The sequence below is a fragment of the Maridesulfovibrio bastinii DSM 16055 genome (genome assembly GCF_000429985.1).
Taxonomy (GTDB): Bacteria; Desulfobacterota; Desulfovibrionia; order Desulfovibrionales; family Desulfovibrionaceae; genus Maridesulfovibrio; species Maridesulfovibrio bastinii.
In genome coordinates this window covers 41,770-56,298 of sequence record NZ_AUCX01000014.1, presented here as the reverse complement: position 1 = coordinate 56,298, position 14,529 = coordinate 41,770, and the positions used below count along the sequence as shown (strand labels likewise).

The window sequence follows — 14,529 nt, the reverse complement described above, 5'->3', positions numbered from 1 at the left end:
ATGAACTACACAGACCATTATCTTAAATTTACCGATGAAGCGGAAATGCTGACCGTCTATCAGCTTCCAACTGACGAAAGCGAAGGCATTACCTACCCCGGCTGCTCAGTCGATGTCGTGGGCATGATTGTCCATACCCCGGCAGAGATTGACGAGGACGGAAATGTCATTACCGAAGCAGTTTTTTCCGAAGGCTGGCACGTAAATGTGCGCAGTGAGGGGGAGTTGCCCGAAGCTTTGAAGCCGTTTGAAATTCCATCCCCTGAAACTCCCGCGAGGGTTTGGCTATGATTATCGTTCCCCTCTTCCGTGGAACTCAACCTCGAATTTCTCCAAAGCTTTTAGACAGCACAAACTCTCAGACTGCCATGAACTGCAATCTGAAGCGTGGGATACTCTCTCCGCTCATGGACTTGCAGGGGCAGGCTCCGAATCCAATCCCTAAGGCCGGGAATCTGCGTAGTATCTACAAGCTCCGTTCCGGTGATTGGCTTTACTGGCCCCATGTGGTGGACATTTGCGAAGCTGCGGCAACGGACAGTAACAGCCGTATTCATTTTACTGGCGACGCTTATCCTAAGCAGACTGACGCTGCGATGGCGACTTCCGGTTCTGTTTCCACATATCCGACTAAAACCAGACGGCTTGGTTTACCAAAACCTGATCAGCCGCTTACAGTGCAGCTTGCTCCGGCTTCTGTTGATGAAGATGCCGAGATCGAGCGGTCTACATCATACGTTTATACTTATGTGACAGACTGGGATGAGGAATCAGAACCTTCTGACCCCACAGGCTCAATTGACGTCAAAACAGCTCAGGAATGTGTACTGACTAATTTCCGTTTGCCTACATTGGACGGGGTAACGGTTAAGTCATTTCGCATCTACAGACTGAATGCAGGTGATGACTCTGCTGAATCTCAGCTTGTGCCATATTCAAACGAGACAGCAGACATGCCTTCAAGTGCTGATACCTTCACTGACAACGTGGCCGACTCCGATCTTTCCGGAGAAGTGCTGCCTACCGAGAATTGGAACCGTCCCAAGGATGATGTTTCCGGGCTGATTCATACCGGGAACGGCATGTTCTTCTGCTTCCGTGGCAAGGATATTTACGTTTCCGAGTCATTTGTTGCTTACGCTTTCCCGTGGAATCTTGCTTTGAACGTTCCGCATGATGTGGTTGCTCTGGGCTATTTTGATCAGACTGTGGTGGTGCTGACCAAAGGTCATGCCCACCTGATAAACGGTGTTGACCCTGAGTCTTTGTCTATCGATAAGCTTTCCTACAACGAGGCCTGCGTATCTAAACGTTCCGTGGTCAACTCTCCTGCAGGTGTGATCTATGCCTCACCGGATGGACTGGTGCTGATAGGTCCTAACGGTATGTCCATGCTTACCAGCTCTCTCTACACTAAAGAACAGTGGCGGGATCTTAACCCTGAAAAACTGATTGGGTTTTATCAGGACGGTCAGTACATCGCCTTTTTTGAAGGAACCGGGACCGGAATCATTTTTGACTTTGAGATGCAGGATATCGTTAATGTGTCCCTGACCGGAAAGCAGGTCTACGGCGGTCATGTGGATACTGAGGACGATGCCTTGTATTTGCTGACCTATGACACCACATACCGCATTGAGAAATGGGAAGGTTCAAGTTCTACTTTAAGTTTTGTATGGAAGTCGAAAGACTTCTTTTCCTCACGTCCGGTAAATATGGGTGCGGCCCGGATTATGGGCGAACAGTCCGAAGCAAGTCCGGTGCAGTTCAAGACCTATCTGGATGGTGAGCTGGTTGATTCTTGCGTCATCACTGATGATGAACCGTTCCGCTTATCTGCGGGCATGAAGGGACGTGACTGGGAATTTCAGCTTGAAGGCACTGCCGAAGTATTTGAAGTGCGTATGGCTCCCGGCATAGCGGAGTTGCAGTATGGCAACTAAAGGAAAGAAGTCCACCAACCTGCCTGCTGTTCCAGCTGGCGTGGACAAGCAGACCCGTGATTTCCTGACAGCTCTCAAAGAAACGGTGGAAACTATGCAGGGCAAGAGGCGCAACTCCTTTATGGATTCCGTGGTTACTTTTCGTGATTTACAGAGCATGGGCCTGAAGGTTTCAAACAAGGTCGGCACTGAGGCTGATTATGATTTCACCCGTTTTTTACGCTCTGATAATCCCCCGAATCCCCCGCGTAATCTGGTGGTTGAACAACAGATTTTTGCTAATAAGCTCACATGGGAGAATCCATCTGACAAGGACTTGTCCCATATTGAGGTCTGGTGTTCAGTTGGTTCTGATTCTCTGTCTGATTCTGAGCGGATCGCAGTCGTAACCAAGCCTGTTGCTGAATACACTCATTCCGGGCTTAATACTCGCACCTCTCATTACTACTGGATTAGGTCTTTCAACTGGGCTGGCAAATATTCTGTATGGGCTCCAAAGCAGGGCGGATATTTGGTCGAAGCCTCTCTTGATACAGCTCGTGAAGAGTCTCTGCATGTTTTGCAGAACAGCATTACCGAGGGGCAATTGTATGGCGATCTGAATAGCCGAATTGATCTTGTTGATGGTCCAGAATCTTTGCCTGGATCAGTAAATGCGCGTGTTAAAACAGAGGAAACAGCCCGTACTGATGCCGATGGTGCGTTGGCAGCACAAGTCCAAATAGTGCAGGCCAATGTTGACGACAACACCGCTGCTATACAAACCGAAGCGACAGCAAGAGCTGATGCCGATGGGGCGTTGGCTGCCGAGTATTATATAAAGACTGATGTGAATGGCTATATTGCCGGGTTTGGTGTTGCTAATGACGGGGCGACTTCAGAAGCTGTCTTTCTTGTTGATAAATTTGCGGTGATAACACCGGGCCAGACTCCGAAAGTTCCGTTTGTCATTGCTCCGCTTGACGGAGTGCCTACAGTCGGCATTGACGGCAATATGATTGTTGACGGTTCTATTTCAGCAAGAACTCTGGATGCTGAAATAATTACCGGAGCTTTCCTAGCTGCTTCCGCTCAGATTCAGTTGGGCCTTAACGGTCTGCTGCGTATGCAGGAAGGTGCAAAGCTTTTTGCCGGAGCCGGGAACTTGTTGCTGGATACATCCGGCAATAAAACTCGCTTAATGATAGGACAGGACGGTGCTTTGGACGTTGACGGTAACGTTGCTGCCGAAATGGATTACATGGTCCTGTTTGGCGGGGATATACAGTTTTATCGCTGGCTGGATAATGACCACCGTATGTACAAGGCGCTCAAGCGCTGGGAAACCGGATGGGCTAATAACGGTGAGTGGGTTGAAATCCCCGGATACTGGTTAGCCCCACCTAAAATACAGCTTAGTCCGCGTAATCTCACTTGCTATGACCATGCGTCACCAACCGTAAATCAAGCTTTAAATACCAATGTTACAGAGATTGATTTAATAGAAGGGTATAACAACAGATATAAATTTAAAGCCAATGCCAGACTCGTTATCGCTGCGGGATCGTCAGATTTTAATGTGGGGCTTTCCGATCTGGTTACAACCGATGATGATTTTGCAAGAACCTCAGCTTATACCACTCCGAACTATTGCACTGCCGCATCAATAAAATGTTATGTGCGAAGTAAAAAACCAACCGAAATAATAAACACATATCACAAAAGAAATGTTCTGATTGAAATTTATGTAGATAATGAGAAGAAATCAGAACAGCTGGTTGAAATAGGCGAGACTCTTGGTCCTAAAGAAGTCATAACTTTTATTTCAGGTCTGAACTCAGGTATTCATAAAATATATTTAAAGGCTACAGCCAGTGATTCCGAGGGAACTTTTGTTACTGCGGACGGTTTGAAGTATGATGAAAGGACCATCAGCGGGTACACTGAATACACTGATCCAGAAGCACATGCCTCTGCTTCTGCCAACTCCTATCCTTCAGGATCTGATTCCGACAGTGACTATGACAGATTCCCTGTTCCCTATCCTTCAGCCGGGGATGGATGGGAACGTGTAAAAGCTTTTTATACTTTCACCTATTCAAAAAGAACAACAGCGACCGATCTTGCCAGTGCAAGTGCTGGATTTTCTTTGAGGGGCGGCCTTTCTGATGGGCAAAACATTGTTGACACTGTTGAGATTACACCGCCTGTAAGTTCTGCAAAAGTATCGGCCTCTGCTTCTGCTTCGGCTCATAAACCTGAAGAATATGGGTCTGCATATGCTTCCATACAAGTCCATTCCATAAGTGTCTCTATGACGGTCAGAAAACCAAAGGCCTCAAATGATATGGCTGAAACAGAAATAATTTTTGATTCAGCCACATTGACTCTTACCGGTGCAAACCCTCTTGCAGAGGGAACCGTAAACTATATTGCCATAGGAGAATAATCCTTATGCCTGAAAATAAATTGGCACTTATTGCCTATTTTGAAAGTGACGGCGTGCGGAACATGCCCGACTCATATGTCGAGAATCTGTACCTCAGGGCGGAGGAAGAGGGGCTTACTCGTATTACTTTCATGGATGGCAGTCTGAATGATTCCCGGCTGTTTCTGGAAGATATGAAGCATGGCTCACATCTCTTTGTCATTGCCTCAGGCCCTGAAGTTGCCGGGTTCTGCTGGGTTAATCATGTTCAGCAGAAAAGTGCATATTTTCATTTTTGCTTTTTCAGAAAGTTTTGGGGCCATAAGGCTGAGGAAATAGCAAAATTTGCTTTGAATTATATTCTGAACATTGAAGACGGCCACGGAGGATATTTGTTCGACATGCTTATAGGCAATACGCCGTTAAAGAACAGGGCTGCCTGTAGAAGAATAAGGAAAGCCCCTTTTCTGCATGTTACAGGGGAACTTCCCTTTGGATATTTTGAAGCAAAGACGGGTAGATCTATTCCATCTCTGTTTTCTTATGTAACCCGTGAAACTTTAAACTAGGAGGATGATATGGGCGGAGGCGGCGGTGAACAAAAAATTGATTATGCATATAATAGGCGTATGGCCCAAGTTGCCGAAAGACAACAGGATATTGCTGATTACTACACTGATTTCTGGAAAGAAAATAATGCTCCATTGGAGCAGCAGAAGATAGCGGCGAATATGCAGTTGCTTCCTAAAATGACTGAATCAGAAGAAAGCTCTCTGGATTTACAGACAGCTCAAAATAAAGCCGGATTGGGCCTTCTGCCACAGCAGACGGAAGCGCAAAGGAGTTCTTACGAGTTGCAGGCAGCGCAGAATGAAGCAGGTTTAGGTCTTTTGCCAAAACAGACTGAGCTTGCCGGGGCTCAATTGGATAGCAGACTGGGGCTTTTACCTAAGACAACTAAGGCAGCAGATAAGTTTCTTAATCAATCTTTAACTGGTGTGAACGTTGCTGATCGCATGGGGCAGGCCACTGCTTCTGTTGCACATCAATACAAGGATGCGGCTGCTTCCACTGCCCGGCAGATGGGGCGCATGGGCAGCAATCCCTCGTCTGCACGCATGTTAAATACAATGGGCAATATGAATATGCAAAGGGCTAAAGCAACAGCATTTGGTAAAGAGACCGCACGCAGAAATGCTGAAGATGAAAATTATAACAGATTGTCACAGGCTACAAGTTTTGGACTTGGGCTAACATCATAGGAGGTCGCTATGCCGGGACTCGGACTTTTCCCTACTGAAGATGTGTCAGAGAAAGCTATGCAGGGTTACGAAGGTGCATCCAGAAGCTATGCAGCCATGCAGAAAAAGCAATATGCGCCGCCTAAAACTGCTGGAGGGGCTTTGGGAGCAGCTGCCGGATTGGGAATAGCCGGCGGGAGCCTTGGAGTCGGAATGGGAGGAATGATTCCGGGGGCAGCGGCAGGAGCAGCAGGAGCGGCAGGAGCAGCAGGAGCAGCAGGAGCAGCAGGAGCGGCAGGAGCAGCAGGAGCGGCAGGGACAGCAGGAGCGGCAGGAGCAGCGGGAGCAGCGGGAGCCGCAGGAGCAGCAGGGACAGCAGGAGCAGCAGGAGCAGCGGGAGCAGCGGGAGCCGCAGGAGCAGCAGGGACAGCAGGAGCAGCGGGAGCCGCAGGAGCCGGAGCTGGTGCCGCCGCAGGATCATGGGCCGGACCTATCGGGGCCGTGGCTGGAGCAACTATCGGGCTGGCAGCTTATCTTTTATCATAATCAGGAGTTTTTAGATGCCGGATAAATGGGGAAGACCTACTTTTGATGATGGGATGAAATATGCCAGCCAAGGCATGGGCCTTCTGAATCAGATGAATAGAAATCAGATGTATTCAGAGCAGCTGGGCAGGCTTCAGGAAGAAAACGAAAACCGCAGGCAGATAGGATTAGGATTGCAGGCTCTACAAAATGGTCAAGAAATTCCTGAGAATGTAGCCCCTATAAACAGAGTAAATGCCAAGGGTCTTTATTCGCAGTCACTTGGGTATGACAGCCAAGCAGAAGCTTTAAAGCGTCAAAAGAAAGAGATGGAAGATTACCAAAATGCTTTTCAGCAGACATGGAATTCGGCCCAGACTGGTGGAACTGATTCTGTCATCATCAGGCCGGGAATGTCCTTGTCAGCTGTTCAGGGGATGAATGAAGCTTTTTCTCAATACAAAAAGACTAAAGATGGAGCTGTTGCCGCAAAGGAATCCAATAACAGATTTATAGCACAGAATGCTGCTGAATTTACCCCGATGGCTAGGAATGCACTTAACTTTTATTCATCAGGGAATAAAGATCAGTGGCAGGTGTGGGCGCGAGAATCGGCAAAAAAACTTGGGCTCCCATATCAACTTGGGAAGTATGAAGAAGGTAAAGGGTTTCAACTGTTATTCAGGTCAGATAAAACAGGGGATTTCTCTGCTACTGGTGATTATTTAAGTGATGATAAAGCAGCGTCTATGCTGAACCGGACATTATCCGGCGATGTTGCAGCTTTTGATGTGAACGGCCAGAAAGTACCTGTGAATAAGAATCTTGCCGGATTTCTGCTTTCTGCCAGAAAAGCCACCGGAAGAACAAATGAAAAAAATATAGCAGACAGCTCAACCCATAAGCATTTTATAGATGAAAAGGGTAAAAGGCTGACTCTTGTTCCTCAAAGCCCCTTGAATGATCCTGAGTCTAAACCAAACTATCTGGTATTTTCAGATGAAGGACTTTTGGAAACAGTTACAGATTTAAAACAAACGGCTAAAACCAGAGGTTGGAAACTGGAAAATATAACAAGAGAAGGGCAGCTTCAGTCCCTGGCAAATGCAAAACAGGCAGGAGCTACATCCAGAGCGAAAGAACAGCTTTATGAGAAGCAAAGGAAAATCGCCGGGGCTAAAAAGCCAATTAAAATTTCACTTGGGGATCAGCAGACTGTTTATAACAAGTTGGCTTCATCATTAAATCCTAAGTTAAAGGTGGATCTAATTACCGGCAATGCGCCTTCTGACCCTACCATGGAAAAGCTGACTAAAGCCGTGCTTCATGAAATGCAGAGTGGGATTCCATTTTTGCAAGCCAGAGATATGGCTCTTGATGAAATTAAAAGATCCGGACAGCCGGAACCGGCAAAGGGCCACCCTGCAAATGGAAGAGTCAGCGGTCCTGATACAAAAAGTTATAATTTTGGTAATCGTGTAGATGGAACGAAGAAAGGACTTGGCTATTTCGGACCATTGAAAACTCCTGATGGGAAGGTTGCAACTGAGCTATCAATAGGTGTGGATTTTGATGGTAGAGAAGTCGAAATTCCGTCTATTGTGCCAACACTAACTAGAGATGAAATAAATCATCTAATTAGCGGTGGAGATGTAACGGATGAAATTGCAAAGAAAGCTATAGATTACGCTAAACAAAGGATGAAGCAGGGGAAAAGTCCCTTCGCCGAAGACGGTGAGCAGGGATCTTTACCCTCTATACGGGAAAAGCAAAATAAGGGGCTCCAAACAGCTAAAAAACACGCTCCTTTTTTAGGAGGTTTAAGTGCCCTTTGATAGCAGTACTCCTTACGGAACAGAAGATTCATTGAAATATATGGGAGGTCGCTAATGGCTGTTGCTGATGTTTTGTCTCCACAGGATATTGATTTATTATATGATAATTTATTTACAGTCAGAAATAATCCTGAAACTCAAAAATTGCAGGAAGATGATGTCTCTGCGGCTGGAGCAGTATGGGACGGTTTAAAACGTATCCCCGGCGGGATCGTAGACTCTGTGGGAGAAGTGTGGAGAGGTGGAGAAGATGAGTATGAGGATAGGCTTAAAAGGTCGCAAGAACCTCAGGATGAATATTTAGAAAAATACGGCAACAGTAATAAAGAAGTAGGTCTAGGACTCAAAGTTAAAGACTTTGCCGGAGCAATGAATAGCTTGCCCTACTCATTGCTGAATTCTGGCGTTGGGTTGGCCACTGGAGCAGGGACAAGTTTCGTGGCTGGTCCGGGAGCTGGATGGGTGGCTGGAACCAGTTCTGCAGGGGTAACTGCTTACAGAGGAACAAAAGAGCAGTTTGTCCAAGACTACTTTAACGCTCTTAATAATGACTATATTCAGAAAACCGGCAAGAATATTTCTAAAGGCTCGTGGGTAGAAGCTAGAAAAAAATTGGAAGATAAGGCTTCAGAGTACGGACTTTGGGAAGCTTTACCGGAGGCAATAGGCGGTGCTGTTGGTGTAGCTACCGTCATTGGTAAACTTAACAAATTTTTACCCAAAGGTTTAGTGAGCAGACTTGCAGCGCAATGGGGGCTGTCTCAGGGAGAAGAACAGCTCACAGAAACCATTACAGGCTACGGTCAAGGTAAAGTTGAGGCCGAGACAGGATTAAGGGAGGAGGCTCCTACGGTTTCTGAAGCTTTTAAAGCTCAGGCTCCATCAACTTTTCTTATGACAAATATAATGGGAGGCGGGACCAAGGCCGGACATAAAGTTGTTGACCTCTTAAGAGGGGAAAATCTTAACGCTGAGTCTGAATATGATGATAATCCTAGCGACCTTGAAAGTAGCCTTGCGGGAGATTTTGAGGATGATCAGTCTGCAAAAGAGTCCGAAGAGACTTCTAAGGCTGATGATTACTATGATGAGGATAAAGTAAACAAAAGGTATGATGAAAATATTTATAATGCTAGAGAGGAAGGAGCTGCCCCTTTTGATTCTGCCGAGGATGTCTTTGGGATGGACAGTCCTGAAGTCACTCCAAATAAAGGCAAGCTACAGCCTGAATTAGCCGGACGTATTCCCGCTAATGCGTTGCCTCTAGGTAAAAATAATATCCCTCAGCCATCAGAACAAACAGCTTATGATGTTATCCCATCTGGAGATGGTGAGAATTTTGAAGCTATCCCTAGAGGAGAGGCCCCTCTGGAGCTTCCGCAAGCTGAAAATACATATCCTCCAATCGAAATGGACTCACCAAGGAATACCAATCCTATTCCTGCTTATGGGCAAGATCCGAATTTTGATATGGTTTATACTCCTGACTTCGAGACAGTTCCTGATTCAGATAGGAAAGACCTACCTGTCCTGTATGATCCGCGCAAAACAAATTTACCCGTTCCAGTGAATGTTATGTCCAATGGCAGGCCTTATTCCAAGAAAGGAATTGACGCACGGATTAAGAGTTTCAGTAAGCAAGGTCGCAATGTTGAAGCGGTACAGTTAGACAATGAGGGGAAAAAATGGGGTTGGAAGGAACAGGATCAACCATCATCTAAAAATCAAGAGATAAAGGACATTCCGCAGTCGGGAGTTGAACACTCTTCTTCATTTCAAAGACAGCAAGGTGAAACTTCTCCCTCTTCAGAATTAATTCTAAGTGCTTCCGGGCAGCCTTTTAAAGCAAAAGGGGTTAAAGCCGCAGCCATAAACCGTAGTCGACGGACGGGTAAACAGTATGAGCCTGTTGAATTTGCTCCCGGTAAATGGGGATTGCGCGAAGTTAAGGATGAAGATCCCAAATCTCCTAATAGTCCACGACTTGAGCCTAGTGCCCCATTGGATAGTGGTGAATTAAAACCTAGAGGACGTTCTGATTTTGAAGAGCGAAAAGAAAACAGAATTGAAAGACTTCAGTCCAGAGCTGCTAAGGCGAGTGAAAGATCTCATCAACTCTATGAGGACTCTGATTTAAGTGAAGAAAAATCAGGTATCCCATTTGGACAACCTATTCTTGTAGGACATCATTCTGAAAAGGCTCACAGAAGAGCTTTGGAGCGTGCTCATAGAAAGATGGACCAATCAATTGAAGAAGATAAGAAGGCAAAAGCTTACGCTCAAAAAGCAGCCGCAGCAGAAAAAAATAATGCAATTTCTTCTGATGATCCTGAAGCTTTAGTAAAATTGAAAGATAAAATTTCTGAGCTCGAAAAACATCATGAAATGATGAAAGCAGCTAATAAGGTTTTAAGAAGCAAAAAACTAACTGAAGGTGAAAAAATTGAAAAACTTGTTGCTCAAGGCTTTAAAGAAAAAGTTGTTAAAGAGCTTTTAAAGCCTGATTATCTCGGTAGAGTAGGTTTTGCTCCATTTTCTCTTCAAAATAACTCAGCAAATATACGTAGAAATAAGCAGAGACTTGCTTATCTGCAAAGACAAGATGCAATACCCGGTAGTGAATCTACCTTTGAAGGTGGTAAGATTGTTGATAGCGTTGAAGAAAATAGAGTCCAAATCTTTTTTGATGGAAAACCATCTCAGGAGATGCGAACTAATTTGAAAAAATCTGGTTTCCGTTGGGCTCCTAAAGTGAAAGCATGGCAGAGGATGCGTAATGCCAATGCGTTAAGAGTTGCTAAAGATGTGGTTGGAATTAAAGAGCCAGATTTAAAAGTTCGGGATAATGAAAAGACGTTAGATTCTAGTGGAAAAGATATTCAGTCATCATTAGAGTCTTCCAAAAAAGAGGAAATACTTGATGAGTCAGAAAAAACTAAAAGAGATGCAGAAGCTGTCCCAGTTCTGGGAGAACGCAACAGCAGAGGAAGGGGCTCAGGAGATGATAAGGTTGAGGAAAGCAAGCGAAGCGGAGCGGCAGAAGAAAGAAGCAGAGAGGAAGATAAAAACAGCTACAGACGTCACCAAGGCTCCTCAGTAGAGGACTCAGCTAATTTAAAAACTGAATTTTCATTTTCCAATAAAAAAAACAATGGCATGCCGTTAGCACAAATAGAGCCTGCGATTGCTGAACTGGAAAAAAAAGCAATAAATTCTGGAAAGACAGTTGTTGTTCAGTCTGTTGAGGATCTGCCTGAACACATCCAGGAAGCGTATAAATCACAGGGAAATGGAGATATTGAAGCCGCCTATTCTGGAGGCATTACATATTTTGTTGCTGACAATATTAGCTCACCTAAGCGCGCTGTTGAATTATGGATGCACGAACAAGGTTTGCACCATGGTATCAGAAATTTCTTTTCTCCAAAGGAAATGAAGAGATTATTAAATCATGTTCATTTAAGTGCAGCCCATTCTTTAGGTTATAAAGATATTGTTAATATGTATGGATTAGATATGTCGAAGGAGGGTGATCGGCATATTGCATCTGAAGAGTATCTTGCCCGTATTGCTGAGAAGGTCGGGGCAGGTGAGTCGTTACAGGGCAGAGATAAAACTATCTGGCGTAAGCTGATTGATATGTTTAAGAAATTCTTTAAACAATTGCGCTTCAGTAAGTCTGCTGACCTTAGCTATGCAGATATTGAAAAGATTGTCTCTGATATTGTCTCACATACAATACACGGACAGAAATCCTCAGAACATTTTGAGACTGAACCGGCTGTAGCCTTTTCCAAAAAAGATGCTAAGGATTCTGTCAAGCCGGAGTCCTCTAAAGAGGATGTAAGATTGTCACTTCGGAAAGCCTCGTCCAAAGAAATGATAGATTCATTAAATGATCCCAAAGTTCGTAATTTTATTAACATTAAGGACTTGGGATTGCTGCAGGAAGTGGGAGATTTACCTCATTGGATATCAAAAAGTTTTCCTGAATTTAAAAAAATATATGAACGGCAATTAGCAAGGATGGATGAAAGATCTTCCATGTTCAGCGATAGCTTGAAAGAAGTTAAAGACTTTTTTTCTGGTATATCTGATTCAGAATTGAAGGAAGTTTCACAACTGATTTGGGCTCTTGATGGGAAAAATCTTAAGGAAGTAAAAGCTTCAAAATTCCTTGAGGTAAAAGATGATAAGGGTCGACCTGTTAGAGAAAATGGCCGGGTAATATTAAAATCTAATCCTGAACATTATGAAGAACTTAATAAATGGCTGAAAAAGAAACCTGTTTCTGGAAAAGCTAGAAAGGCTTTCCTTGATATCAGAAAATCTTTGGATAACGATTTTCTGAGAGCCTATGACGCAATGCGTCAAATGTCAGAAATTGATGACAACACAATTGATGAATTCCGCAAACAGATTAATCACGTCCAGAACTATTTCCCACATCACCGTTATGGAAACTATTATGTTGCCGTATATGGCAAAGGCAAGGATGGTAAAAGGGAATGTATATATCGTGAACATTATGATGCAAAGACAACACTGCAAGCAAATAAAATCGGAGATGCAAAGCTCAGGGCTTTAAAGAAAAAATATCCTGACGCACTTAATTGGGATAAGGGAAAGAATAAAAAACTTCCTGATGAAGTCTATGGCGTTCCGATTGATACCAATGCCCTTGAGCAAATCGTAACCAGTGCTGCTTCTTCAATTGCCGATCCTGAGAGGGCAGGAGAAATTAGGACTCAATTATCTCAAGCCGTCTCTGACGTTCTGAAAACTAGGGGATGGGGCAGCCATGCTATTGGACGGCAAGGTATTCCCGGACATGAAAAAGCTGATATTCGTAAAGTGCTTTACGACTATAAGGCCGGGCTAACCGGTTGGCTGACCAAGATGGAAGCGTCAAGGGATTTTACAAAAGCTGTGGGTGAGATTGACGCTAGAAAAAATCCTAAATTATATAAATACGCTTTGACCTACGTGCGTAATATGCTGCGCAATTCAGATTCAATTGATAGAGCCGTAGGGAATTTTAAAGCTTTAGCCTTTGCCTGGTACCTTGGGGGAAATGTAAAAACTGCCGCGCTTAACCTTACCCAGAATATCATCACCGGGGCTCCAAGACTGGGTATGGAAACCGGTGCTAGTGGGGTTAAAGTTTTGAAAGCCGCAGGTGATAGCTTAGTGGCAGGCTTAACAAAGGATAAAAATTTGAAGTCAGACGAACAACGTTTGATGAATGATATGTATAAAGAAGGAGTCATCACTGAGGCTTTCCTTGATGAAATAAAAGGGCAGGTTTCAGGCATGTCCGGTTCAAGGTATTGGAACCAGGCTCTTAAGTGGCTTGGCGTGCCGATGGCTGTAGCTGAACGGTTTAACCGCGCTATGTTGGCATTAGCAGCATATAGGGCTGCAAGAAATGGGCAGATAACCAGAGCCTCAACATTGAAATCTTTAGGACTAAAACGTGGAGAAAAAGCTTCGTATGAGATGGCTAAAAAATTTGCTGAGATAGTAGTTCGTGATGCTCACTTCGTTTATGGTAAAGCAAATATGCCTCAGGCCATGCGGGATTCATCCTTTGGCAGGGTTTTTCTGTCTACGAGTTATACATTCCGTACATTCAGCCACAATTTAATTAGACTTTGGAGTTGGATGTTGAAGTCACAAGGTAAGGCAGGAGCGAAGGCATTCACCAAAAGCCTTGCTTCAACTGCCGTGCTTGGTGGAGTAACCGCATTACCGTTCTATTATTCACTGATGGCTGTTTTCCAATCTCTCACTGGAAATGATGATGACTGGACAGAGGAAATACGTAAATCTCTTCCTGAAAACGATACCATGAGAGATATAGTTTGTTACGGAGTTCCATCCGTTGCAGGTGTTAACCTCGGAGGATCGTTAAGTATGGAAGTCCCGTTAGCAAAAGAAATACAGCCGGGACAAACTCCTTCATCAATCGTGAGAGAGAACTTAGGAGAAATACTAGGAATACCTTACGACTTGATTGTAGAGAAGCAGTCTAAGGCCTCACAGGCTGTCGACGCTGGAGATAAAATGCGAGCCATAGAAGCCGTTGCTCCAACGGTCCTAAAGAATGTAATGGCTGCATATAGACTATTCACAGAAGGGCAAACTTCAGTTTCCGGTAAGCCAATTAATGAACCTGGGAAATATGGTCCTAGAAAACTTTCATTCGTTGAAGCGATTACCAAAGGTATGGGGTTTCAGCCGATTGCGAATACAAAAAATTGGGATCAGTATAGAGCTAGAAGAATTTCTTCCAATATGAGGTCTTCGAGACTAGCAAGCTTTTCTAGCAGGCTTGCTAGGGCTGTAAGAGAAAATAAAACGGATTCAGTTTATTCTATTTATGCTGAAATTAATAAATGGAATCAGGCTGCAATTCAGAACAGAAAACCATGGCTGTTAATTATGCCTGAAGACATTAAGCGTGGAGTAATGTCCAGAATGAAAAATTCAGGAATTGGTAAGCGTCAAGCATACAGGTATTTAGAACAGCGAGAAGCGTGGTAAAAATTGACAAATGAAAGCAAATATTGCCTAAA

8 protein-coding genes are annotated in these 14,529 nt (G+C 44.4%); all 8 read left to right on the top strand.

What is annotated here, in order from left to right; all coding sequences use genetic code 11:
• From G496_RS0107630 to G496_RS20505, 8 genes are read left to right on the top strand one after another with little or no spacing between them, the layout of a single operon-like run.
• Complete coding sequence (locus G496_RS0107630; protein ID WP_027178770.1) at positions 1–291, top strand: hypothetical protein; 291 nt, start codon at positions 1–3, stop codon at positions 289–291.
• Positions 288–1,943, top strand: a complete 1,656-nt coding sequence (locus tag G496_RS0107625) for a hypothetical protein (protein WP_027178769.1) — start codon at positions 288–290, stop codon at positions 1,941–1,943. The genes G496_RS0107630 and G496_RS0107625 overlap by 4 nt, the downstream gene beginning before the upstream one ends.
• Positions 1,933–4,371: a phage tail tip fiber protein gene (locus tag G496_RS0107620; RefSeq protein ID WP_027178768.1), complete on the top strand. Its 2,439-nt coding sequence runs from the start codon at positions 1,933–1,935 to the stop codon at positions 4,369–4,371. The genes G496_RS0107625 and G496_RS0107620 overlap by 11 nt, the downstream gene beginning before the upstream one ends.
• A 5-nt stretch (positions 4,372–4,376) precedes the next feature.
• Positions 4,377–4,919: a hypothetical protein gene (locus G496_RS0107615; RefSeq protein ID WP_027178767.1), complete on the top strand. Its 543-nt coding sequence runs from the start codon at positions 4,377–4,379 to the stop codon at positions 4,917–4,919.
• A gap of 9 nt (positions 4,920–4,928) precedes the next feature.
• On the top strand, positions 4,929–5,612 hold the full coding sequence (locus G496_RS0107610; RefSeq protein ID WP_027178766.1) for a hypothetical protein: 684 nt from the start codon (positions 4,929–4,931) through the stop codon (positions 5,610–5,612).
• A 9-nt stretch (positions 5,613–5,621) separates the two neighbouring features.
• On the top strand, positions 5,622–6,137 hold the full coding sequence (locus tag G496_RS21335; protein ID WP_027178765.1) for a hypothetical protein: 516 nt from the start codon (positions 5,622–5,624) through the stop codon (positions 6,135–6,137).
• A 14-nt stretch (positions 6,138–6,151) separates the two neighbouring features.
• Complete coding sequence (locus G496_RS0107600) at positions 6,152–7,951, top strand: hypothetical protein (RefSeq protein ID WP_027178764.1); 1,800 nt, start codon at positions 6,152–6,154, stop codon at positions 7,949–7,951.
• Positions 7,952–8,005: 54 nt separating this feature from the next.
• Positions 8,006–14,497, top strand: a complete 6,492-nt coding sequence (locus G496_RS20505; protein WP_051294904.1) for a PLxRFG domain-containing protein — start codon at positions 8,006–8,008, stop codon at positions 14,495–14,497.
• Positions 14,498–14,529: the final 32 nt, after the last annotated feature.

What these genes read in the sequence shown, in the direction of transcription:
- G496_RS0107630 (WP_027178770.1), top strand. Translation starts at nt 1, where the DNA reads ATGAACTACACAGACCATTATCTTAAATTTACCGATGAAGCGGAAATG.
- G496_RS0107625 (WP_027178769.1), top strand. Translation starts at nt 288, where the DNA reads ATGATTATCGTTCCCCTCTTCCGTGGAACTCAACCTCGAATTTCTCCA.
- G496_RS0107620 (WP_027178768.1), top strand. Translation starts at nt 1,933, where the DNA reads ATGGCAACTAAAGGAAAGAAGTCCACCAACCTGCCTGCTGTTCCAGCT.
- G496_RS0107615 (WP_027178767.1), top strand. Translation starts at nt 4,377, where the DNA reads ATGCCTGAAAATAAATTGGCACTTATTGCCTATTTTGAAAGTGACGGC.
- G496_RS0107610 (WP_027178766.1), top strand. Translation starts at nt 4,929, where the DNA reads ATGGGCGGAGGCGGCGGTGAACAAAAAATTGATTATGCATATAATAGG.
- G496_RS21335 (WP_027178765.1), top strand. Translation starts at nt 5,622, where the DNA reads ATGCCGGGACTCGGACTTTTCCCTACTGAAGATGTGTCAGAGAAAGCT.
- G496_RS0107600 (WP_027178764.1), top strand. Translation starts at nt 6,152, where the DNA reads ATGCCGGATAAATGGGGAAGACCTACTTTTGATGATGGGATGAAATAT.
- G496_RS20505 (WP_051294904.1), top strand. Translation starts at nt 8,006, where the DNA reads ATGGCTGTTGCTGATGTTTTGTCTCCACAGGATATTGATTTATTATAT.